General features: G+C 48.1%; 24 protein-coding genes. 5 read left to right on the forward strand and 19 right to left on the reverse strand.

From position 1 onward, the window contains the following. Nucleotides 1-37: 37 nt before the first annotated feature. Entirely contained in the window at nucleotides 38-907 is an 870-nt protein-coding gene (locus tag BBR47_RS18560; protein ID WP_015891972.1) for an AraC family transcriptional regulator, read from the reverse strand. Nucleotides 908-1027: 120 nt separating this feature from the next. On the opposite strand from BBR47_RS18560, the gene BBR47_RS18565 reads away from it, so the two are divergent. Continuing rightward, the gene (locus BBR47_RS18565; protein WP_015891973.1) at nucleotides 1028-1390 is read left to right on the forward strand and encodes a VOC family protein; all 363 of its coding nucleotides are present in this window, start codon (nucleotides 1028-1030) and stop codon (nucleotides 1388-1390) included. A 19-nt stretch (nucleotides 1391-1409) separates the two neighbouring features. Next, the gene (locus BBR47_RS18570; protein ID WP_015891974.1) at nucleotides 1410-1922 is read left to right on the forward strand and encodes a GNAT family N-acetyltransferase; all 513 of its coding nucleotides are present in this window, start codon (nucleotides 1410-1412) and stop codon (nucleotides 1920-1922) included. Here BBR47_RS18570 and BBR47_RS18575 read toward each other — a convergent pair. From BBR47_RS18575 to BBR47_RS18610, 8 genes are all read right to left on the reverse strand, one after another. Next, nucleotides 1894-3393, reverse strand: a complete 1500-nt coding sequence (locus tag BBR47_RS18575; protein WP_015891975.1) for a hypothetical protein — start codon at nucleotides 3391-3393, stop codon at nucleotides 1894-1896. The two genes, BBR47_RS18570 and BBR47_RS18575, sit on opposite strands and share 29 nt — an antisense overlap. Nucleotides 3394-3547: 154 nt before the next feature. Next, nucleotides 3548-5602 carry an ATP-dependent DNA helicase RecG gene (gene recG / locus BBR47_RS18580; protein ID WP_015891976.1) on the reverse strand — a complete coding sequence of 685 codons (2055 nt, stop codon included), beginning with the start codon at nucleotides 5600-5602 and terminating at the stop codon, nucleotides 3548-3550. A 1-nt stretch (nucleotide 5603) separates the two neighbouring features. Further along, a complete protein-coding gene (gene sdaAA / locus BBR47_RS18585) occupies nucleotides 5604-6488 on the reverse strand; it encodes an L-serine ammonia-lyase, iron-sulfur-dependent, subunit alpha (RefSeq protein WP_007728344.1) in 885 nt (294 codons plus the stop codon). 38 nt (nucleotides 6489-6526) lie between these two features. Then, entirely contained in the window at nucleotides 6527-7192 is a 666-nt protein-coding gene (gene sdaAB / locus BBR47_RS18590) for an L-serine ammonia-lyase, iron-sulfur-dependent subunit beta (protein ID WP_015891977.1), read from the reverse strand. 189 nt (nucleotides 7193-7381) lie between these two features. Further along, nucleotides 7382-7873: a hypothetical protein gene (locus tag BBR47_RS18595; protein WP_231850495.1), complete on the reverse strand. Its 492-nt coding sequence runs from the start codon at nucleotides 7871-7873 to the stop codon at nucleotides 7382-7384. Between the two features lie 83 nt (nucleotides 7874-7956). Continuing rightward, nucleotides 7957-8814 (reverse strand): DegV family protein, encoded by an 858-nt coding sequence (locus BBR47_RS18600; RefSeq protein WP_015891979.1) that lies wholly within the window; start codon nucleotides 8812-8814, stop codon nucleotides 7957-7959. A 47-nt stretch (nucleotides 8815-8861) separates the two neighbouring features. Beyond that, on the reverse strand, nucleotides 8862-10568 hold the full coding sequence (locus BBR47_RS18605) for a DAK2 domain-containing protein (protein WP_015891980.1): 1707 nt from the start codon (nucleotides 10566-10568) through the stop codon (nucleotides 8862-8864). Nucleotides 10569-10581: 13 nt separating this feature from the next. Then, nucleotides 10582-10947: an Asp23/Gls24 family envelope stress response protein gene (locus tag BBR47_RS18610; RefSeq protein WP_007728362.1), complete on the reverse strand. Its 366-nt coding sequence runs from the start codon at nucleotides 10945-10947 to the stop codon at nucleotides 10582-10584. A gap of 249 nt (nucleotides 10948-11196) precedes the next feature. Between BBR47_RS18610 and rpmB the strand changes: the two genes are divergently transcribed. Beyond that, nucleotides 11197-11385, forward strand: coding sequence for a 50S ribosomal protein L28 (rpmB, locus tag BBR47_RS18615; RefSeq protein ID WP_005831020.1), 189 nt, complete (start codon nucleotides 11197-11199; stop codon nucleotides 11383-11385). A gap of 99 nt (nucleotides 11386-11484) precedes the next feature. Here rpmB and spoVM read toward each other — a convergent pair whose 3' ends face one another. From spoVM to BBR47_RS18645, 6 genes are all read right to left on the reverse strand, one after another. Continuing rightward, entirely contained in the window at nucleotides 11485-11568 is an 84-nt protein-coding gene (spoVM, locus tag BBR47_RS18620; RefSeq protein WP_005831022.1) for a stage V sporulation protein SpoVM, read from the reverse strand. 23 nt (nucleotides 11569-11591) lie between these two features. Continuing rightward, nucleotides 11592-11765: a hypothetical protein gene (locus tag BBR47_RS31330; RefSeq protein ID WP_007728365.1), complete on the reverse strand. Its 174-nt coding sequence runs from the start codon at nucleotides 11763-11765 to the stop codon at nucleotides 11592-11594. A 189-nt stretch (nucleotides 11766-11954) separates the two neighbouring features. Then, nucleotides 11955-12515, reverse strand: coding sequence for an energy-coupled thiamine transporter ThiT (gene thiT, locus BBR47_RS18630; protein WP_015891981.1), 561 nt, complete (start codon nucleotides 12513-12515; stop codon nucleotides 11955-11957). Nucleotides 12516-12643: 128 nt separating this feature from the next. Further along, nucleotides 12644-13366 carry an amino acid ABC transporter ATP-binding protein gene (locus BBR47_RS18635; protein ID WP_015891982.1) on the reverse strand — a complete coding sequence of 241 codons (723 nt, stop codon included), beginning with the start codon at nucleotides 13364-13366 and terminating at the stop codon, nucleotides 12644-12646. Next, the gene (locus tag BBR47_RS18640; RefSeq protein ID WP_015891983.1) at nucleotides 13359-14018 is read right to left on the reverse strand and encodes an amino acid ABC transporter permease; all 660 of its coding nucleotides are present in this window, start codon (nucleotides 14016-14018) and stop codon (nucleotides 13359-13361) included. The genes BBR47_RS18635 and BBR47_RS18640 overlap by 8 nt, the downstream gene beginning before the upstream one ends. A gap of 53 nt (nucleotides 14019-14071) precedes the next feature. Beyond that, nucleotides 14072-14878: a transporter substrate-binding domain-containing protein gene (locus BBR47_RS18645; protein WP_015891984.1), complete on the reverse strand. Its 807-nt coding sequence runs from the start codon at nucleotides 14876-14878 to the stop codon at nucleotides 14072-14074. Between the two features lie 243 nt (nucleotides 14879-15121). Here BBR47_RS18645 and BBR47_RS18650 point away from each other — a divergent pair, with 243 nt between their 5' ends. Then, nucleotides 15122-16255, forward strand: coding sequence for a M20 family metallopeptidase (locus BBR47_RS18650; RefSeq protein WP_015891985.1), 1134 nt, complete (start codon nucleotides 15122-15124; stop codon nucleotides 16253-16255). 127 nt (nucleotides 16256-16382) lie between these two features. Continuing rightward, nucleotides 16383-16805 carry an RDD family protein gene (locus BBR47_RS18655; protein ID WP_015891986.1) on the forward strand — a complete coding sequence of 141 codons (423 nt, stop codon included), beginning with the start codon at nucleotides 16383-16385 and terminating at the stop codon, nucleotides 16803-16805. Nucleotides 16806-16994: 189 nt separating this feature from the next. On the opposite strand, the gene BBR47_RS18660 is transcribed toward BBR47_RS18655, so the two are convergent. From BBR47_RS18660 to pknB, 4 genes are all read right to left on the reverse strand, one after another. Then, nucleotides 16995-17459, reverse strand: a complete 465-nt coding sequence (locus BBR47_RS18660) for a protease complex subunit PrcB family protein (RefSeq protein WP_015891987.1) — start codon at nucleotides 17457-17459, stop codon at nucleotides 16995-16997. A 386-nt stretch (nucleotides 17460-17845) separates the two neighbouring features. After that, on the reverse strand, nucleotides 17846-18496 hold the full coding sequence (rpe, locus tag BBR47_RS18665) for a ribulose-phosphate 3-epimerase (protein WP_015891988.1): 651 nt from the start codon (nucleotides 18494-18496) through the stop codon (nucleotides 17846-17848). Continuing rightward, nucleotides 18490-19380, reverse strand: a complete 891-nt coding sequence (gene rsgA / locus BBR47_RS18670) for a ribosome small subunit-dependent GTPase A (protein ID WP_015891989.1) — start codon at nucleotides 19378-19380, stop codon at nucleotides 18490-18492. Before rsgA ends, rpe begins: the two co-directional genes overlap by 7 nt. 18 nt (nucleotides 19381-19398) lie before the next feature. Beyond that, entirely contained in the window at nucleotides 19399-21384 is a 1986-nt protein-coding gene (pknB, locus tag BBR47_RS18675) for a Stk1 family PASTA domain-containing Ser/Thr kinase (protein WP_015891990.1), read from the reverse strand. Nucleotide 21385: the final 1 nt, after the last annotated feature.

Raw genomic sequence — 21385 nt, forward strand, 5'->3', positions numbered from 1 at the left:
TAGGGGTTCCGCAAACAAGAGCGAATCCAATAAGGGATTACTTTTTCACGACAGGAATCCAAATTTCGCTTCGAAATGTTGGTGATGAAGTGTCTTTGCTTTCGTTCCACAAAATCTCAGGACCCTCAGCCTGCTCATAACCGGAGGATAAAAACCATTCCGAATAAATCCGGGCCCAGATATCTTGCAGCGTATCAGGAAAAGGACCCACTGCTTCGAAAACCGCCCAGGTGGACGCAGGAACTTCAAGTACTGCCCAATTGTCTGGATAACCTTTTGTAGTAGCTACGCCGATATAGTGATCGAGCTCGTCATATTCCAGCCGACCTTCTGAAAAGTTCGTGGACGCACTGATCAGTCCAAGTGGTTCGACATCGGATAGCGATTTTAGTTGCTGAATCATCTCCATATCTAATGAAGCCCACATGGCCGCAATCTCTGGATTGACTCCACGATAAATCAACGGAACTCTTTTTTTCAGACCCACAATGCGAAATGCCTCTTTTTCTTCCATACGGTAGTTCATGGCACTGCCTCCTTTAATGGATAGATGAAAGGTCATTCGCGGATAAGCCTTCAAGGAATGGCCGATGTGTCTGGCTTCTGTCGGAGTGACTCCATGCACATTCTGAAAAGCTCTGGCAAAGGAATCAGCCGATCCGTATCCGTATTTGATCGCAATGTCAATGACACGCTCGTTGCTGTCCGCAAGCTCAAAAGCTGCAAGCGTAATGCGTCGGCGCCGGATGTACTCGGATAGCGGAACACCAGCGAGAAAAGAAAACAGCCTTTTGAAGTGATACTCGGAGCAGCAAGCCACCTGGGCGATTTCTTTATAGTCAATCTCGCTTGTCAAATGGTCTTCGATATAGTCCAGAGCCTCATTCAGCTTCACAAGCAAATCCATGGTAATGACCTCCCTTTCTCCCTTAGAATAGCAGATGCAAAATCGGGCGATCCGACATTTCGTGCACGATTATGACGGGTCGATCTTGTAAAAACGACTATGGAAAGGAGCTTTATCCCAATGACAACAACTTCCCCTCTACTCCCCCAAATCGGAGCTATTTTTGTAGCCGTCAGCGACATCGAGCGCGCACGCGACTGGTACTGCCGTCTCTTGGGCATTCCCGCAGACGGTGAAATTATGTTCGGGCATATATACTGCATTCCTTTACAAAGCGGACTGACGCTCGTTCTAGATAGCAAAAACTTTCCGAATCGCATCACAGATGATACCCTCTTGTTTCATTTCAACACACAGGATATCGAAGCCTCTTATTCATTTCTCAAAGAGAGCGAAGTTGAAGTCGTCACTCCTATCCAGCATGGCCACTGGTTCAACTTCCGCGATCCCGACGGCAATCTGATCATGGTAAGCCAATGTTAAAGAAAAAGGAGATACACGCATGACCATCCACTTGCGCCGCACGACACCGGCAGACATTCCATTCGTATGCGAAGTAGAAAATGCACCAGAGAATACCCCGTTCATTATTCCGTGGAGCGAAGATCGGCACCACAACGCTCTTGGCGACCCGGACATCCTCCATATGATCGCCGAAAAAAAAGAAACAGGCCACCCCGTCGGCTACGTTATCATCGCCGGGCTGACCAATCCTCATCAAAGTATTGAGCTCATTCGTATTACAATCGCAGTGAAGGGAGAGGGCTACGGACGCAACATCCTGCGTCAGATCAAACATTGGGCATTCATCGGACAAAAAGCCCATCGACTCTGGCTCGATGTAAAAGAAACGAACGACCGCGCCCGCAGCCTTTACCTATCGGAAGGGTTTCACATAGAGGGAACCTTGCGCGATTGCCTGAAATCGGGCGATACTTACGAATCCCTGATCATTTTATCAATGCTGGCAACGGAATATGACGCGCCTAAGGGGCAAATGCGTCCGGAGTCGTGACATACAACCATTTGCCGTCGTTGCTCGCTCCCAAAATCGATACACTTGCTGGAAGTCCCTTCACCAGCACAGCTTGTTGCTTACGATCGGCATCGAACAGGAAGAGCGACGACACAGACTCTGTTCCTTGCTCAGCTTTTTCCCAATCGATATAAACCAAATGGTGAGTACCTGGAATCCATATCGCTTCTGGCTTCATTTCCATCAGTTTGACGTCGCCCTTAAACACCCCTGCATTCCAATACATTTGATAGGCGCCATCTGTCGACTGGATATAGCCAGACCAAGCTTCTTTGGGAACGGGTGGATTCCAGCTGATCACTTTGCCTGACTGCCAATCGTAGCGTTGACGAAGCTCTTCAAAGCTATCTTCCTCTGTTCTCATTTCAAACGTCGCGTAACGTCCATCATCCATAAAACGGACGGGCTGGACTTGCCCATTCATCTCATCTGTTGGAACCCATCCTTTGATAACCCCTGGGAGGCGCCGTTCTTTCCCAGTCGCCAAATCGTACACGACCAGATCGAGATCTTTTTTCTGTTCAGTCTTGCCTACTGCCATCAATACATGCTTGCGATCATGGCTAAAGCTGGCTCCATGTACGTATCCATCTACCTTGACACGAATGGCAAACTCACTTTTCGGTACGTCTGTCCCTTTCGGTGGATGAGCGAAAAAGAAGCCGCGACGATCTGCCATGAAGTCGCCTGCACCGCTATAATTGTCAGTGAGCTCCACTGGATAAGCCGTCAGTACTTTTGTCTGTGTGTCATAAATCGAGTACAGCATGGGGAAACGGGCATCGCACTCACAATATTCTGTAAATCGCTCCAGCAACACATACCGTTCCTCAGAGTCGATAAACTCCATGGGAGTCCTGACGGCAAAGTCCGTCATTTTTTCTTTCACCTTGCCATCGACTGAGACTCGCCATATCTGAGCCGGAGCAAACACCACCGCCGAGAAATTGTTCGTATCGTCAAACACGGTTCCCTTTACCGTCTTCGCTCCTGCTACGTTTACAACATACTCCGTCCAGCTTCTGTCTTTGGCAAGCGTATCAGAAAGGGTAGCCAGCAATTGCAGTTGGCGATCGTGCACCCAGTGAAACGTAAAAATCGGCTCCACGAATCCCAAGTTCTCTTTTTTGGTCTCTTCCTGAGCATTTTTGCGGATAGCTGCTTCGACCGTTCCACGGTTCACGGCTTCTTTAAAAAAGAGAGTGTACGCCTGTGGTGCAGGTCCCACGACCGTTCTTCGAGGAGAGCGGAGCTGTGGAGCATCGTTTAGCTGAATGACCACGTCTTCTTTCATCGCGGCGTAGTCGTAAGGCAGTTCCTTTTGCTTCCATTCCTTTGTCGTTTGGCTGGTCGTATGGGATGGGCCAGTCTGAGCAATCCGACTGTCCGTGGAAGTTGCTTGCGCGAAGTCGGATCCTGTCAAAATAATCAATGCGAACACAATGGACATACTCATTCCCCGAATTTTTCGCAAAGACAAAAAACTCGCCTCGCTTCCTAGAAAAATTTACCTTACAGAGGATAGACGTCGAATGCCAGCTTAAGGTTTCACCCCACAATAGAAAAAGCCTCCCCACACCTTGAAGTGGGAAGGCCTGTCTTTCTTAATCAAAGACGACACCGTCCAGTACGCCCTCATTCTTCAAATAGTCACGCAGCCAGTGATACTTTTCGTCCCGCCAGAAAGAATCCTCTGCTACCAGCTTGACAGTCTCCTGTCTCGCTACCTCCAGCGCTTTGTAATCACTTAATAAATCAGCGACTTTAAACTCTGGCAAGCCGCTCTGCTTGGTTCCAAAAAAATCACCCGGTCCGCGCAATTCCAAATCGCGCTGCGACAGCTCAAATCCATCCGTCGTCTCGCACATGACACGCATCCGCTCTTTTCCGATCTCGGATTTCGGGTCGGCGATCAACACGCAATACGACTGTTCGGAGCCACGTCCTACGCGCCCACGCAATTGGTGAAGCTGAGCAAGACCAAACCGCTCTGCATCATAAATCACCATATAGGTGGCATTCGGAACATTCACACCGACCTCTACGACCGTTGTACTGACCAGGACAGCGTGCTCTGCGGCAAGGAAGGCTTGCATGACGGCATCCTTTTCCTTCGCTGGCAGTCGTCCATGCATCAAGCCTACGCCGAATTCAGGGAAAATGTGTGTGAGCTGAGCATGTACATCAATTGCATTTTGCACGTCGAGCTTTTCAGATTCCTCAATAAGCGGACAAATAACGTAGGCCTGTCGTCCTTTGCGCAGCTCATCCCGCATTTGCTCCAGCACAGCCGGAAACTGATCATGCTTTTTCCATGTCGTCTCAATCGGTTTGCGCCCCGCAGGCATTTGATCAATCGTCGAGACGTCCATGTCGCCAAATGCCGTAATGGCCAGTGTTCTCGGAATTGGCGTTGCAGTCATAAACAAGACATCAGGCGACAAGCCTTTATTCCGTAAAATTCGCCGTTGCTCCACACCAAATCGGTGCTGCTCGTCCGTAATCACGAGGCCAAGACGGGAGAAAAACACATCCTCCTGAATGAGCGCATGGGTACCAACTACGACATCGATTAACCCCATTTGCAGAGAGCCGATGACTTCGCGTCTACGTTTCGCCGTCAGTGAGCCTGACAAGAGCGCGACCTGAATGCCGTAATCGGACAAGAGCTTCGTCAACGACTGAACATGCTGCTCGGCGAGAATCTCCGTCGGTACCATCAGCGCTCCCTGATAACCTGCTTTCACCGCAGCAATCAGCGCAATGGCAGCTACGACGGTTTTCCCCGAGCCTACGTCCCCTTGCAGCAAACGATTCATCGCATGAGGTGCCCGCATGTCATCCAATATTTCTTTTACGACTCGTTTCTGGGCATCTGTCAACGGAAACGGCAACCCTTTGACAAATTCCCGTACCTCTTCCATTGGAATCGCCAGTGCAACGCCTTCCGTTTGCTGCCGATTAATCTTGCGCAATGTTTGCATTTTCAATTGGAATAAGAAAAGTTCCTCGAACATAATCCGCCGCCGCGCTTGACGACCATCTTCCGCATTTTCAGGAAAATGAATCGAATGAAAGGCATGAATCCGCGGCATCAATCGGTAGCGCTCCACGATATCCGCAGGAAGGATTTCAGGAATTTCCTTTCCGTACTGGCGCAACGCCAGTTGAATGGTTTTGCGCAGCAGTGTATGCGTCACATCGCCGCCAAGTGGATAGACAGGGGCGAGCTCGCCTCGTTTTGTCGCACGTTCGGAGTCTACCTCTGTCATTTCGCTCACAGTTATCTGCAGCTTGTGCTTGTCCCATTTTCCTGTAACGAGTATTTCCTTGCCTGGCGACAGCCTGCTTTTGACAAACGTCTGATTGAACCAGACAGCCGTCACCACGACACGGTCCATGACAACCTTGACGGACAATCGTGATTTTCTTTTTCCATAAAAACGAACAGAGGGTTCGCCGTACACCGTACCTGCCAGCGTGACCCTCTCTCCGTCTTTTACTTCTGTCAAATCGCGCACACGGTAATCTTCATAGCGAGACGGGAAATACTCCAGCAAATCACCAATGCTGTTGATTCCCAGTCCTGCAAATGCCTTCGCCCGCTCTTCCCCTACCCCGTGCAAAAGGGAGACGGGCGATTGATATGCACCAGCCATCTTACTTCTCCATCCGTACGCCGAACACTTTGGCTTCGATCATGCGGCCCGTTTGCGTAGCAGCAAGACCACCCTGTGCGGTTTCCTTCAGCGTAGTCGGCATGGCGCAGCCGATTCGGTACATGGCCTCGATGACTTCATCTGTCGGGATCACGCTCTTTATGCCTGCCATTGCCATATCTGCGGCTACCGTCGCAATCGCTGCTCCCATCGCATTTCGTTTCACACATGGTACTTCAACCAGTCCGGCTACGGGGTCACAGACCAGACCGAGCATATTTTTCAATGCGATCGCCACTGCTTGAGCAGATTCCTCAGGCGTACCACCAGCCATTTCTACAATCGCCGCAGCAGCCATGGCTGTTGCAGAGCCTACCTCCGCCTGGCAACCACCCGCAGCACCCGAAATGAAAGCGTTATTGGCAATGCAATACCCAATAGCGCCTGCCGTGAACAAATAGTTGACCATTTCCTCACGGGTCGGCTGAAGCTTGTCAGATACGGCAAACAACGTCCCTGGTACAATGCCGCATGCTCCTGCTGTAGGTGTTGCGACAATCGTGCCCATTGCTGCGTTTACTTCGTTCACCGCCACGGACATCGAGACAGCATTCAAAAGTGTAGGACCGGACAAAAATGTCTTGGTCTCCATATATGTTTGCAGCTTCTTCGCATCGCCGCCCGTCAATCCGCTATGCGAGCGAATATCTTCGGTAAGCCCGCGACGCACTGCTTTTTCCATCACATCGAGGTTGGCGTACATATCTTGCATAATGGCATCCCGACTGCGCTGGGACACTTCCATTTCTGCTTCAATCATCACCTCGGAGATCTTCTTCCCCTGGGATTCGGCCAACTCAACTAGTTCAGCCACATTACGAAACATCTGGTTGTTCACTCCTCTTATCCTGCTCGTCCTTTTGCTTAGTTCAATGCGAGCAGGGATACGTCAAAGATATGGGGGATTTGACGAATTTCCTCCAGAACTTCCGGGGAGATCGTCGAATCTGTTTCGATTGCCATCAAAGCACGCGAACCTCGTGTGTGTCGAGACACTTCCATGAATCCCACATTAATGTTGTGCTGCGTCAGTACCTTTGCCACAGCCGCAATCATCCCAAAGCGATCTTCATGTAAAACCAAGAGCGTCGGTGTATCGAAGCCCAACTGAAAGGAAAACCCGTTCACTTCCAACACTTCGATCTTCCCGCCACCAATGGAAACACCCACGATTTCGATCTGATGCTCATCATCAGACAGCTTGATCCGCGCCGTGTTCGGGTGCTCTGTCAAAACATCAGAAGTGGACAACTCCACTTGCATGCCAGCTTTTTCTGCAATCACCAGCGAATTTTTCAGACGCAAATCCGACGTGTCAAAGTCAAGAATTCCTGCCACTGTCGCCACATCAGAACCATGTCCTTGATACGTTTTTGCAAATGAGCCGTAAAAAACAATTTCTGCTCGCAAAGGCATTCTGCCAAACAGCTTGCGAGCTACACGACCGATACGAGCTGCACCAGCCGTATGGGAGCTAGATGGCCCAACCATGATTGGACCGATAATATCAAATACGCTTTTGTACTTCAACCGGTTCTCCTCCTGAATCACAAGGGGTTCAACAAGATTCACTTTCATTGTATCCTACAGCCTTTGAAAGCGCTACAGAGGAAACTGTACGTAAGGCAATCAAAATCGATTTACGCAGACAACATGCGGACAAATCAGGATAAATGAAAAAACTCCCAGTGAAAAAAGGAAGCCCACGACCAGCATGTTTTATTTCTTTGGAAGTGAAGTTAGGAATACCTTTACTGGCTCTGGTTCTCGGACGAAATCTGCTTGAACATCATTTCCTTCGTTTGCAGCTTCTCCTATTGGAATTCCATCATGATAAGGGAAGTGAATAAACTCGTTAATGATTGGTTCAAGCTCATCAAGGATTTCAATTTTTCCGCTAAAAGGGAGTCTTTCATGAATCTGAGAGATAAGATTAAATCTTAGTTGTGAAGCCTGCCAATCGAACCAAACATATAACAGCATTCCATGATCACTATTTGATTTTAAAATTTGCTGTTGTCTATTCTCTATTACTTTACGAAAAAAGTTCATGAAATCAAAAACTGTGAACTGACTAGCTAACTGCATACTTAAAGAAATAGACCACCTATTAGCAGAAATTTCTTTATTCAAATCATCTTTATGGCCCCCAATAAATAGAGAGTCATACACAATATCCTCCAACTCAATAAGGAATTCATCCTTATTCACCAAAACCTCTCCCTTATTTTTCATGACTATGAAAAAAAGAAGCCCCCTGCCTCAGGGAAGCTCCTCTCCATATCATATATGCCTTACTGATTTTTTACCATGACGATCCCGAGTAGACCTGGACCTGTATGCGTACCGATCACGGGACCAATCTCTTCCAACCAAGAGTCCGTTACCGAAAACTCTTGCTTGAGTCGTTCCAAGAGCTCAGCCGCTTGATCTGGAACACTGCTGTGCAGTACAGCGATTTTCACAGGCTCGCCTTGCGCGTATTCCTGCAACGCTTCAAATACGCGATTCAGAGCTTTCTTCGTCCCTCGTACCTTGTCAAAAGCAGACACGTATCCGGCAGGATCCAGCGTCAAAATCGGCTTGATATTCAAGAGCGAACCGATGACGGCAGATGCTTTGCCGATCCGACCGCCTTTTTGCAGGAACTCCAGCGTATCCACAATAAAGTATACCTGCACCTCATCCAAATAACGATCAATCTGATCCAGAATTTGTTCCTTGTTTTTGCCTGCTTGAGCGGCTTTGGCAGCCTCCACACAGATCATTCCATGAACAAACGAAGCTTTGCGAGAATCGATCACCGTAATGTCGATATTTTCGTCCAACATCGACTTGGCGATCATCGCTGATTGATAGGTCCCCGATAAGGAACCAGATAAAAGTATGGCAATGATTTGCACGTCCTTGCCATATTTCTCATGGATCGCTTTGTACGCTTCGGCAAATTCAAGCGGAGACGGCTGCGAGGTCGTCGGCATCACGCTCGATTGCTTCAGCTTATCGAAAAACTCCGAAGACGAGATAGTGACTGCGTCCACATACGTTTCCGCCCCAAACATGATTTTCAACGGGACGGCCACGATCCCCAATGACTGCCTGACAGCTGCATCGATATCAGACGCACTGTCGGTAAGAATCACAATTGGCATTCTCGATCGCTCCTCTCCCTATTCATTCGTGTTCAAAAAATTGGCTTTTACTCGACAGAAAAAATGAATGGATACAACGGTTGACCGCCTGCCTGGATCTCAACTTCCACATCCGGGAATGGATCGGACAATGCTTTTTCCAAAGCATGAGCCTGATCTTCTGTCGCATCTTCTCCTAAGAATATCGTAATGATTTCGGAGTCTTCATCCACCATTCCCAAGAGCAGCGTCGTGGCGCAAGCTAACAAGTCAGGACCTGCTGTGACAATTTCTTTCTCAGCCATGCCGATAAAATCGCCTTCTTTGATTTGTACCTCACCCATTTGTGTGTCGCGAACCGCGTGGGTCACCATCCCTGTTTTCACCTGAGCAATCGCCTTCGTCATCGCTTGCACGTTCGCTTCTGGTTCAACATCCACGCGGAAGCTGATCAGTGCTGCCAATCCCTGCGGAATGCTCTTCGTCGGTATGACAGAAACAGGAACTTCAGCGAGCTCGGATGCCTGCTGTGCTGCCATGATGATATTGCTGTTGTTTGGCAGGATGATGATGTGCTGGGCATTTAGACCCGCGACGGCCTTCATGAAGTCCTCTGTGCTCGGGTTCATCGTTTGGCCGCCCTCTACTACCACATGCACACCCATGCTGCGCAGAATCGTAGCGATCCCCTCACCAGCAGCTACCGCGACCAATCCGTAAGGAAGCAGGTCTGCAACAGGTTGAGCAGCTGTTTCTGGCTTCGCCTGTCCTTTGCTCTCTTCCGCTTTGAGAATGTTCGCATGCTGCTCGCGCATGTTTTCTATCTTCAATCGATGCAGGCTACCGAATTGCTGAGCGTATTGCAGTACGCTTCCCGGATGCTCTGCATGAATATGTACCTTGACCACTTCATCATCAGAGACGACGAGCAGTGAATCGCCCATCGTATCCAGATGGTTGCGGAACAGCGCTTCTGAGAACGTTTTTTTGTTCGGCTCGGTGCTATGCGCGACATGAACCATAAACTCCGTACAGTACCCGTACGTGATGTCTTCCGTTTTCATGTGGATTTGCGCATTATGCTGCTCCGAAATGAGCTTGTCCAGCTCTTGCTGACCCATTTTAGGTACCGAACGCTCACGATCAGCAGATAGCTCCTCCCCGCGCAATGCTCGCAAAAACCCTTCATAAATAAACAAGAGACCTTGTCCACCTGAGTCGACTACGCCCACTTCTTTTAGAACAGGCAGCATTTCCGGCGTACGCAATAGCGTAGTTAGTGCCTGCTCGTATGTTTTTTCCATGACAGAGATAATATCATCTGACGTGCGCGCTGCACGCACAGCCATCTCCGCCGCTTCACGGGCAACAGTCAAAATCGTGCCTTCTACCGGCTTCATCACTGCTTGATACGCAGAGTCAACACCAGCTTTCAAGGCATCGGCAAACTGACGGGCGTTAACCTCATCTTTTCCATTGACTGATTTGCTGAAGCCACGGAATAACTGGGACAAAATCACGCCGGAGTTACCGCGCGCGCCCATTAACAGACCTTTTGCCAAAGCAGCTGCCGATTCAGTGATTCGGGGGGATTCTTTTCGAGTTAGCTCCTCCACACCGGAAGAGAAAGTCAAATTCATGTTTGTCCCCGTATCGCCATCCGGCACAGGAAAGACGTTTAATCCATCCACTACTCTGACGTTGTCGGATAAAAGGTTCGCCCCCAGGTAAACCATCCGGCTAAACAGCACGCCATCTAGACGCGTATGTACCAACTGATGTTCCTCCTTACATATCCCTGTCTGTACGAACTCCCTGCACAAAAATATTAACAGCAGTCACATCAATGCCTACCGTTTGCTCCAAGGTATATCGAACACGGCGTTGAACGTTGCCTGCCACCTCGGAAATTTTCACGCCATAGCTGACGATAATGTGCATGTCCAAAACTACTTCGCCATTTGTGTTATGAACGACGACACCTTTGCTCAGGTTGTCTCTTCCTAACAACTCAGCGATTCCATCTTTCAACGCTTTGCGAGAAGCCATGCCCACAAGTCCAAAAACTTCCATGGCCGCGCCTCCAGCAATCCGTGCGATCACGTCTTCGGTAACATCGATCTTTCCTAGCGATGTATTCATTTCCACTGTCATGCAAGGACTCCTCCTCTGTTAAAACAGCTTGACCGTCATAGGTAAGCGTAACCATGCTTCCTTACAATTCTACACTAACACTTAATAGAAATGAAGCGTTTTGTCGATCCTATCAACCCTACGAGAAAGACGGGGGAAATCATCTTGTCAAGTATTGCAATTGACAGCAATGGTGTGCTAATATAGTCGAGTATTTGTATTTCCCACAAAGGAAATCCCGTTTAGATGTAACAAGGGAGGTGGATCTTAATGGCACGTCGTTGCTTTGTAACAGGTAAATCTGCTAAAGCTGGAAACGCTCGCTCCCACTCCATGCGCGCAACTCGCCGCACCTGGGGTGTCAACGTACAAAAAGTGCGCATTCTCGTAAATGGAAAACCGAAGCGCGTTTATGTAAGTACTCGAGCACTGAAATCCGGTCTCGTAACTCGCGTATAGTTGATTTCAGCTATGCGAAAAAAAGCACCCTCGAGGTGCTTTTTTGCATTTCTCCCGTTTCTCCACTCTTCTCCCAAAGGGAGGCTCGGGGCCGAAGCTTCACTTTTTCTTGTTGAACGCCTCGATGATGCCCCGAATCATGCCACCCAGGAACTTCGGCAACTTGATGGTGTAAAACCGCATGCTACCCCTCCTCACCGAAATTACTACACACGATACAAATACACGCCGGCCCCTATGAGTGCTAATGCCAATAGGCTATACCAAACCCACGGAGGTGCCCAATACAGGAAGATGGTGATTCCCCCGACAGCCAACGCAACCCCGAGAACACGTCGCAAGGCGCCCCCCTGTCGCAGGCGATAGGAGCGCAATCCCATTTCGCTTAAGCACCTCCTTTAGGTGTTCTCAAAAACGTGCATATTACATCATATTCTGCTGTCGGATAAACATGTATCCTGCCACATGAAAAAAGTAGATGCCTAAGAAGTAAAAAATCAGGCAACGGTAACTCGCTGCCTGATTACATTATGTGGATAGTTTGTACATGATACCGATTTTTTCCTTTTTTATACAACTCGATCGCGTGCGGGGAGCAGCAGCTGTGATGCACTACTAAGCACAACTGTCAGAACGACTCCCGCGATAATCATTTCTGGCAGCAGATACGTGATGTTATAAATGAGGGAATATTGCCAGACTGGTACACCTTCTGGCGCATAGCTGCCAAACCAGATAATCCCCGATAGAAAATGGCAGACAAATCGCGCAATCACGCCGATGAACAAGCCGCTCCACAGTACCATGATTCGTTGCTTCGTTCCTTCGTAGCCAGACAGACGAAAAAGCCCAGCGAGACCCAGCGCACCAAAAGCAAGCGGATAATCCAGCAAAAGCTGAACCGGATGAACAACTGTACTGCCCAAGAGCAATTGAAGAAATCCGACAACAAGCCCTGTCACGACACCAGCAGCGAGTCCACGGCGAACAGCAATCAATGCGATTGGCACCATCACAAGGGACACAGAGCCACCCTGTGGCATTTCGAAAACCTTGATCTGACTAAACACAATTGCAAGAGCCGCCATCATCGCCATTTCCAACAAAATGACCAACCGTTGACGATCCAATATAGTCACTCCTCAAAATAGAATAAATAAAATTTCTTTTACACCGATAATGTTTCTGATTCTAGCCCAAGTCTATGCTCGTGTCAAAGAAAAAAGCCGCTGCCTCATCGGCACTGCGGCTAGTTGTATTACCGAACTTTCTCCAAAAACTGCTGGGCACGTTCACTTCTTGGCTTTTGGAAAAACTCTTCTGGTGGCGTATCCTCCAAGAGACGACCATCATCGAGGAATAAAATACGGTCTGACACCTCTTCGGCAAAGCGCATTTCATGCGTGACGATTGCCATAGTCATTCCGCTATCAGCCAGCCCCTTCATAACCTCCAAAACCTCCTTGACCATCTCAGGGTCAAGAGCAGAGGTCGGCTCGTCAAAGAGCATGATTTGCGGCTCCATCACAAGCGAACGGGCAATGGCTACACGCTGCTTTTGACCGCCTGACAAGCGCGAAGGAAAGGCATCCGCTTTATCTGCCAGCCCTACACGTGCCAATAGCTCGCGCGCCTTCTGTTCCGCTTCAGCCGCAGACATGCCTTTTACTTTCATCGGAGCATAGGTCAAGTTTTTCAACACCGTCATATGCGGAAACAGGTGAAAATGCTGGAAAACCATCCCGATTTGTTGGCGAATGCCCATCACGTCCGCTTTTGGCGCGGTGATTTCCTGGCCGTTGATCGTAATAGTACCTGTCGTTGGTGTCTCCATCAGGTTAATGCAGCGCAATAGCGTTGACTTCCCCGATCCAGATGGACCAATGATGGCGACAACCTCCCCTTTACCGATATTCGTCGTGATGCCCTTCAAAACATTCAGTTGTCCAAAAGACTTCGTAATGTTATCAATTTTAATCACTGAGTCTCATCCTCCGTTCCAGTACACGAGCTACCCAAGTCAGGATCATAACCATGACATAGTACAGGATACCGGCCATCATGTATGGCTCAAAATAGCGGAAGATGGTGCCTTTGACCACATTCGCGTTCTGCATGATGTCTGCAAGACCAATCGTGGAAACGAGTGCGGATTCCTTCAAGAGTGCAATCGTTTCATTGACAAGAGCAGGCAAGATATTTTTGACAGCCTGCGGCAAAATAATGTCGAGCATCATCCGGTGATAAGGTACTCCAAGCGCTTTGGCCGCTTCCCACTGCCCTTTATCCACCGCCAAAATTCCACCACGAATGGTCTCGGAAATGTATGCACCTGAGTTTAATGTAAACGTCAATACAGCTGCTTCCAGTTGTGAAATATTGTAACCAGTAAGCTGTGGCGTTGCAAAATATACAAAGGTCAGTTGCAAAATCAAAGGTGTCCCGCGGAAAACAGACGTGTAGGCAACCGCGAGCCAGTTTAGCAATTTCACATTCGAAATTTTAATGAGTGCGAGGATGGAGCCCCAGAAAAATCCTAATACGACCGAAATCAAAGTAACAAGTAACGTGCCCTTTATCCCTTCCAATATGAAAGGAATATAGGGCACGATTTGTGCAAAATCCAAATTCATGCCCATTCTCCCCTCTTGCTGCTTATACAGTTATTCGTCGTTGTCTGGAGAGATTATTGACCGAACCATTTTTGAATCAGCTTGTCCATTTCTCCGTTTTCTTGCATCTTTTTAATCACTTCATTAAATTTTTGTACGTGCGGCGATCCTTTTGGGAACGCAACAGCGGAGCCATTCTTTTCATTTTCTTCCATTGTAGTGAATTGCAGAGAATCATTGTTTGCCACGAAGCCTTTCGCTACGGTGTCCTCAATAATGGCAGCATCTACACGGCCTGCTTTTACTTCTTCAACAATCTCAGGCAACTTGTTCAGCGAAGTGATCTGCAAGCCGGAAACGGTCTTTGCAAGCTCCCTTGCTGCCCCTTCTTGAATAGAACCGAGCTGTACCGCCACTTTTTTGCCAGCCAATTGCTCAGGCTTGGTCAGATTGCTGTCTTTCTTTGCTACGATCGTATTTTTCGCATCGTAATAGATGGTGGAGAAATCAGCGTTCTTCTCGCGCTCAGGTGTTGCCGTCATGCCAGCCATAACGAAGTCCGCGCGATTCGTTTGCAGTGCGGGAATAAGTCCGTCAAAGTTCATATCGTTGATTTGCAGTTCGTAGCCAAGCTCTTTTGCAATGTATTTCGCGATATCAATGTCAAAGCCGACAATCTCGTCTTTTCCGCTGCTCAGATCGTGATATTCATACGGCTTATAGTCAGCAGAAGTAACCATGACCAATGTTTTCTTGTCGCCAGCGGAAGGTGCAGGTGCTTGTCCTGTTGCGGTTTGATTGCCTGTACCGCATCCAGCGATCACAACTGCCGCAAGCATAGAAGTAAGTGCCAGAGAAATAAATGATTTTGTGTTCTTCATGATGAACCCCCGTTGTTATGATTTTTACGCATAAAGCAGTCTATTCGTAGCATTAATTTGCATGAAAACTTATATTTATGCATCACAATGATTATTTTACTCATAATCTGAACAATTTCAATCATTTTTTACTTGTATTTTAAATACAGAATATACTGAATTTTATGCACAAACCTTTATTTTTGTGGCAGAAAAGCACACAAGGCCTTATAGTGCTAGTAAAAGGAATTACAGGAGGCTGACATGGAGAAAAACTGGACGTCCTATTTTCAGCAGCAGCTCCCAGAAATTATCGAGGAACTGCGTACATATGTAGAGATGGAAACACCCACCCATAACAAGCAAGCTGTCGATCGATTAGGCAGCCTGATTGCAGAACGCTTTCGCCAATTGGGGTGTCGGGTGGAAAGCTTGCCACAAGAGCAATACGGAAATCAGCTGCGAATGGAGTATGGAGACGGCGACGAACAAATCCTCATTCTCGGTCACTTCGATACCGTAAAAGAGGTTGGAACACTAGCAGTAGAGCCTTGTCGCGAGGAAAATGGCCGACTCTATGGACCTGGTACATACGACATGAAAGCGGGAATTGTGTTTAGCTATTTTGCCCTGCGCGCCATGATGGAACATAATCTTTCGCCCAAAAATAAGCTCGTCTTTTTTTGGAATACCGACGAAGAGATTGGCAGTGTTTCCTCCGAAATGCTCATTAGAGAGGAAGCAAAAAGGAGTAAATATGCATTGGTACTGGAGCCCGCCGCTGGAGATGGCTCTTTGAAAACAAGCCGTAAAGGCGGAGGAGACTTCATTTTAAAAGTAACGGGCCGCGCTGCTCATGCGGGCAATGATCACGCCAAGGGGGTCAATGCAATTGCTGAGCTGGCTCACCACGTCCTCGCTATTCAATCATTTACGAATTATGAAGCGGGCACAACCTTATCTGTCGGTACCATTACAGGCGGAAGTGCATCGAACGTCGTGCCTGACTTTGCCATGACGGAAATTGATGTGCGTATCCAAAGTCGCGAGGAAAGCGAGCGTATTACCCGATTGATGAGTCAGCTGACCCCTGTCCATCCGGAAGCCAAGCTGTTCGTGGAAGGCGGAATCACCAAGCCTCCTATGGAACGAACTGCTGGTACTGAGAAACTATTCTTGCATGCGCAGGAGCAAGCACGTCTGGAAAGTTTTGAATTGACGGAGCAAGGTGTCGGTGGAACTAGCGACGGAAACTTCGCCGCAGATGCAGGAACACCAACTCTTGACGGTTTGGGACCTGTTGGTGATGGAGCCCACGCTTCCCATGAGCATATCGTCATTGACGCCATACCTGGCAGGATTGCCGTCATGCTTCGGATGTTTTTAACCTTGTCATAATAAATTTACAGGTGTATAATTTTATGGAAATTTAAGGCTCCGTCTACTTAACGACGGAGCCTTATCTGCACTATTTTCGAATGGGCAGACATATATATACCTATTCGAATAACAAGGAGAGGGAACCATGGAATCAAACTTCACATCGCCAAGCAATCCTGTTGGATTTTGGCGCCGGCTCGGTGCCGGTCTGCTAGATGCAATCATTATTGGATTACCGCTACTACTGATCACCTATATCATTACAGGCAATACAGAAGACAATCTTGTTACCAATATCATTACTTCACTTTACAACCTTCTTGTACCTGTATTTTGGCACGGCTATACAGTGGGCAAACGAATTGCCGGTATTCGCATCGCCCGAATCGATGGAGATCCTGTAGGAATCGGAACCATGCTGCTACGCAATTTGGTCGGAGGGATCGTGTACGTCATTACACTCGGTATTGGTATAATCGTCAGTGCCATCATGGTTGCTGTTCGTCAGGATAAACGCTCGCTCCATGATTTGATCGCCGGTACGTATGTAACATCGGATCAGCCTTAAATTACTACTCATCTTACACAGAAAATAGCTGCTCTACGATGAGCCCCCTTAGATTTATTGGAAAAACCACCCGTTTTCCGACGAATCTAAGGGGGTATTTTTATCAGATTGGCGCCTACAACAGCATGTTCCGACTAAAGAAGACCGGATATAATCATCCGGTCTTCTTTACTTTATCCATTTAGCAGTTTATTGGAACAGCACTTTATCTGTTTTTGCATCCATAAACACCATTGTTGTGTATGGCGGCAGGCTTGCACGCACAATGATATAAGGTGTGTGCACCGCTGGCATTGTAATATCTTCTGGAGAAGGATTTGTCAGCTCTACATAAACCTTGAGCATTTCCCATCCTTGCTCTGTTCCAACAACCTTCAGACTATAACCAGAGGTAGGCATTTCACCACGAGAGACTACATACAAGTCGCCTTGACGGTGTACACCCTTCTTATCTTTTACTTTTCCTACGAATGTTCGTTCAGCCGCTGATAATGTACCTTCTTTTTCGATAGACAATTTTTTCGTTTGCACGTCTACCTGAGAAGCCGAGATCGACTCCGAATGTTTTTGTTCAGCCTGCACGGCAGTTTGTGAAAATGGGAGGATGGAGAGAATGGTGAGAACCGCTACACTGTTTTTCAATAACGATTTCATACTTTATCAACTCCTGATTTTTTTTAGAGGGCAACAACATTACTTGATACTGGCCAGTATCTCTCAGATAGGATTTTTACCACTATCTGGATAATTTGATTTAATCATTATATTTATTAAAAAGCAATATTTTCCAAAATGTTTTATTTTTGTTAATTAACTTTTACTCATATATCACCAAAAATCCTTATTAGAGTGGGAATAATTTGATTTCATCCTATTTGTAGCTTGAACGATAATTATACTTACATTTTTATTATTAATTGATTTATCACATAATTAGTTATAATATTCAGATGATTACGAATGGACTATTCACAGAAGAAAGCACAAAAAAGCTGACGCCGATTATATCGTCGTCAGCTTACAGCTTCTAAGCATTATTTTTACTGTCCACGAATCGCAGCAATCGCTTGACCGCGATTTTCCTGATTGAATACCGCGCTTCCTGCAACGAGGACTGTCGCTCCTGCTTCCTCGCACAAACGTGCTGTTTGTGCGTTGACACCACCATCGATTTCGATTTCCACATGCCCCAAGCCACGCTCGTTCAGCATTTGACGCAACTGGGCAACCTTTGGCACAACGCTGTGAATGAATTTTTGTCCACCAAAACCAGGGTTCACTGTCATGAGGAGAACCATATCCAAATCAGCAAGGACTGGCTCGATCGTGGAAATCGGTGTAGCCGGGTTCAATACCACTCCCGCTTTCACACCTTGCTCCTTGATCAAGTACAGCGTGCGATGCAGATGACGACATGCTTCCTGATGAACAGTAATCCAGTCTGCTCCACTTTTCGCGAATTGCGGAATGTAGCGATCTGGCTCCTCAATCATCAAGTGCACATCGAGTGGCAGCTTGGTCACTGGACGAATCGCTTCCACAATCAGAGGACCGATCGTAATGTTTGGAACGAAGTGTCCATCCATCACATCCACGTGAATCCAGTCTGCTCCTCCCTTCTCGACATCGAGAATTTCTTCACCCAGACGGGCAAAATCAGCAGATAGGATAGAAGGTGCGATTTTTACCATGGTTTGTTCCTCCGTTGGTATTCTTTTAGCTCTTCGCGGAATTGCTTGTAGTGCTCGTAGCGCTGTTCACTGATTTCTCCAGCCTCCAGCGCGGCCTGCACGGCACAAGCTGGCTCGCTTACGTGAAGACAGCCACGGAACTTGCATTCCGAGCTGCGATCGGCAAAGTCCAGGAAGGATTCCGCCAGGTCAAGCTCGGAGAAATCGATAAATTCCAATGAACTGAAGCCCGGTGTGTCTGCCACATAGCCGCCGCCCGCAAGCGGAATCAGCTCGACATGACGCGTTGTATGCTTTCCGCGTCCGAGCTTTTGGCTGACATCTCCTGTCTGCAAGCTGACACCCGGAAACAGCATGTTGATCAGGGAGGATTTACCCACACCTGACTGACCGGCGAAAACCGAAATACGGTCGCGCAAAATCTCACGCACGTCCTCTACACCGCGTTCATCCACCGTTGAGGTCGGAATCACGCGGTACCCGATCGCTTCATACTTCTTCACGATTTCGGTGACCTCTTCTTCCGACACTTGATCGGCTTTGGATAAGACAATCACGGAATCAATCCCTGCATGCTCCGTGTGCGTCAGGAACTTGTCCAGCAGCAACGGGCTAAACATCGGCTTGTACATCGAAAAGACGAGTACCGCCTGATCCACATTGGAAATGGGCGGACGAACCAACTCATTCGTCCGTTCGCCCACCTCCATGATATAGCCTTCTTCCTCATTGATCACATCGTAGACGACCCAATCCCCAACCAGTGGGTTTACTTTTGCATCTTTTTTCTTGAAGAGCCCTCGTGCACGGCAACTGTAGATTCGCCCTTCGTCGGCTACATAATAGAAACCGCTGAGCGCTTTCACAATCCGTCCTTCTGGCATTCATGTCCCTCCACTACACTATGGCAAGCTGTTATAGGAAACTGGAATCGTCTGGTATTCATTGAAGCCTTGATCAGTTGATCGTTTCACAAAGACCTTGACTACCGAGTCCTTCTGTGGCGCCAAGACGATTGGTACATCGTACTCTTTATTTTCGGTGATCGTCTCCGTCTGGAAAACTTTTGCCTCTCCACGAGCATCTGTCACTTCAATTTTCACTTCCAGTGGTTCACCAGGTACAACCTCTACATAAACCGGAACGTTTGCCAGCTTGGCGTCCTGCGGATATTGGCCATTGCTGACCTCAAGCGGAATCGCTACATCCTTTTGCACTTCCATTCCCGGATCGTAAGGGTGAGTGCTGAGAACAATACCTGGTTTGTCAGTCGTATAAGAAGGTACCTCGGTGATTTTCCCGACAGCCAGCCCTTTTTTGAACAATTCTACTTGCGCAACCTCTACGGATTTATTCCGGACATCCGGCATTTTCACGAAGGTTTTCCCTTTACTGATCGTGACCGTCACATTCGTTTTGGTCGGGAAGACCTTTTCATTTGCGGCTGGAGACTGCTTGATAACCGTCCCTACCTCAGCCTTGTCGTCCTCTTCCTCTACGAAAGTGACATTCTCCAGTTTAAAGCCATTGCTTTTCAATGCTTCCTCTGCTGTTGCTCGCGGCAACGTAACCAGATTTGGCATGTTGATCTCTTGTTGTCCTTTGCTTACAAACAAGGTCACAACGGAATTTTCCTTTAACCGCATGGGAGGTGCAGGGTCCTGGCGTATCACCATTCCCTTTTCTATCGTATCATTGGCTTCTTCGACGATACGGGCAACAAGTTTGGCATCCTGAATCTTTTTCTCAGCAAGCGTCACTTCGATCCCTTCCACATGAGGCACCTGTGCCTCTGGAACAGACGGGAACAGATTCAACAGTAAGTTAAATCCGAAGAATGCCAGTACGAAAAACAGTCCGATACCGCCTACCCAGAACAGGGCTTTGACCCACCATTGTTTCTTGGCTGGTTTGGCATCCTCTTCTTCTGCACGCTGCTCATAGCGGCTACGCCCCGCTCCTCCGGTTTTGCCATTGGTATGGCCTTCGAGCATGTCAGGTGTGATGATCGGCACCACACGCGTCATTTCTTCATCCACCGGGAACGTCAGCTTTTCTTCGTTTAATCGTTCTGGGAACAGGCAGGTCTCCAAATCTTCTAGCATTTCACTCGCGGATGCGTATCTGAGAAATGGATCCTTTACCAGCGCCTTCAAAATGACATTTTCCACACTCTGCGGGATAGCCGGATTGACTTGGCGCGGCTCTGGAAGCGGCTCCTGCAAATGCTTGAGCGCCACTGATATAGGCGAGTCCCCGGAAAACGGCAGTTCACCCGTCACCATTTCGTACAAGACGATCCCCAGCGAGTAAATATCGGATTTTTCCCCAGTAATCCCACCGCGCGCCTGCTCTGGCGAAAAATAATGGACAGAGCCAAGCATCGCATTCGTATGCGTAATCGTTGCTGAAGTAACGGCTCGCGCAATCCCGAAATCCGTAACCTTCACCCGACCATTTTTTCCAATCATAATGTTATGCGGCTTAATATCTCGATGAATGATCTGGTTTTGATGCGCATGATCGAGTGCATCGCAAATTTGCTCGGCGATCCGCACTGCCTCTTCTACCGGCAGCGCACCACGTTGAATGATGACCTCTTTCAACGTATAGCCTTCTATGTACTCCATCACCATGTAATGGGTATCGCCATCCTGACCGACATCATACACCCCAACCACATTGGGGTGAGATAAGCTCGCCACCGCCTGCGCTTCACGTCGAAAACGATTTACGAAATCTTCGTCCGTACCAAACTGTGAACGCAGTACTTTAACTGCCACTGGACGATTCAAAATTAAATCTTTGGCCTTATATACAATGGCCATACCGCCCCCACCGACGCGGGATTCTATTTGGTATCGTCCTCCCAGTCGTTGACCTTCCATC

It is taken from the genome of Brevibacillus brevis NBRC 100599 (genome assembly GCF_000010165.1).
Lineage (GTDB): Bacteria > Bacillota > Bacilli > Brevibacillales > Brevibacillaceae > Brevibacillus > Brevibacillus brevis_D.

Coding starts and splice junctions, on each gene's coding strand:
- BBR47_RS18575 (WP_015891975.1), bottom strand. CDS start 3,393: ATGTCCATTGTGTTCGCATTGATTATTTTGACAGGATCCGACTTCGCG.
- sdaAA (WP_007728344.1), bottom strand. CDS start 6,488: ATGTTTCGTAATGTGGCTGAACTAGTTGAGTTGGCCGAATCCCAGGGG.
- BBR47_RS18560 (WP_015891972.1), bottom strand. CDS start 907: ATGGATTTGCTTGTGAAGCTGAATGAGGCTCTGGACTATATCGAAGAC.
- BBR47_RS18600 (WP_015891979.1), bottom strand. CDS start 8,814: ATGCCAATTGTGATTCTTACCGACAGTGCGTCTGATATCGATGCAGCT.
- BBR47_RS18650 (WP_015891985.1), top strand. CDS start 15,122: ATGGAGAAAAACTGGACGTCCTATTTTCAGCAGCAGCTCCCAGAAATT.
- rsgA (WP_015891989.1), bottom strand. CDS start 19,380: ATGCCAGAAGGACGGATTGTGAAAGCGCTCAGCGGTTTCTATTATGTA.
- BBR47_RS18565 (WP_015891973.1), top strand. CDS start 1,028: ATGACAACAACTTCCCCTCTACTCCCCCAAATCGGAGCTATTTTTGTA.
- recG (WP_015891976.1), bottom strand. CDS start 5,602: ATGGCTGGTGCATATCAATCGCCCGTCTCCCTTTTGCACGGGGTAGGG.
- BBR47_RS18660 (WP_015891987.1), bottom strand. CDS start 17,459: ATGAAATCGTTATTGAAAAACAGTGTAGCGGTTCTCACCATTCTCTCC.
- spoVM (WP_005831022.1), bottom strand. CDS start 11,568: ATGCGGTTTTACACCATCAAGTTGCCGAAGTTCCTGGGTGGCATGATT.
- rpmB (WP_005831020.1), top strand. CDS start 11,197: ATGGCACGTCGTTGCTTTGTAACAGGTAAATCTGCTAAAGCTGGAAAC.
- BBR47_RS18645 (WP_015891984.1), bottom strand. CDS start 14,878: ATGAAGAACACAAAATCATTTATTTCTCTGGCACTTACTTCTATGCTT.
- BBR47_RS31330 (WP_007728365.1), bottom strand. CDS start 11,765: ATGGGATTGCGCTCCTATCGCCTGCGACAGGGGGGCGCCTTGCGACGT.
- BBR47_RS18640 (WP_015891983.1), bottom strand. CDS start 14,018: ATGAATTTGGATTTTGCACAAATCGTGCCCTATATTCCTTTCATATTG.
- BBR47_RS18610 (WP_007728362.1), bottom strand. CDS start 10,947: ATGACAGTGGAAATGAATACATCGCTAGGAAAGATCGATGTTACCGAA.
- pknB (WP_015891990.1), bottom strand. CDS start 21,384: ATGGAAGGTCAACGACTGGGAGGACGATACCAAATAGAATCCCGCGTC.
- BBR47_RS18655 (WP_015891986.1), top strand. CDS start 16,383: ATGGAATCAAACTTCACATCGCCAAGCAATCCTGTTGGATTTTGGCGC.
- BBR47_RS18570 (WP_015891974.1), top strand. CDS start 1,410: ATGACCATCCACTTGCGCCGCACGACACCGGCAGACATTCCATTCGTA.
- rpe (WP_015891988.1), bottom strand. CDS start 18,496: ATGGTAAAAATCGCACCTTCTATCCTATCTGCTGATTTTGCCCGTCTG.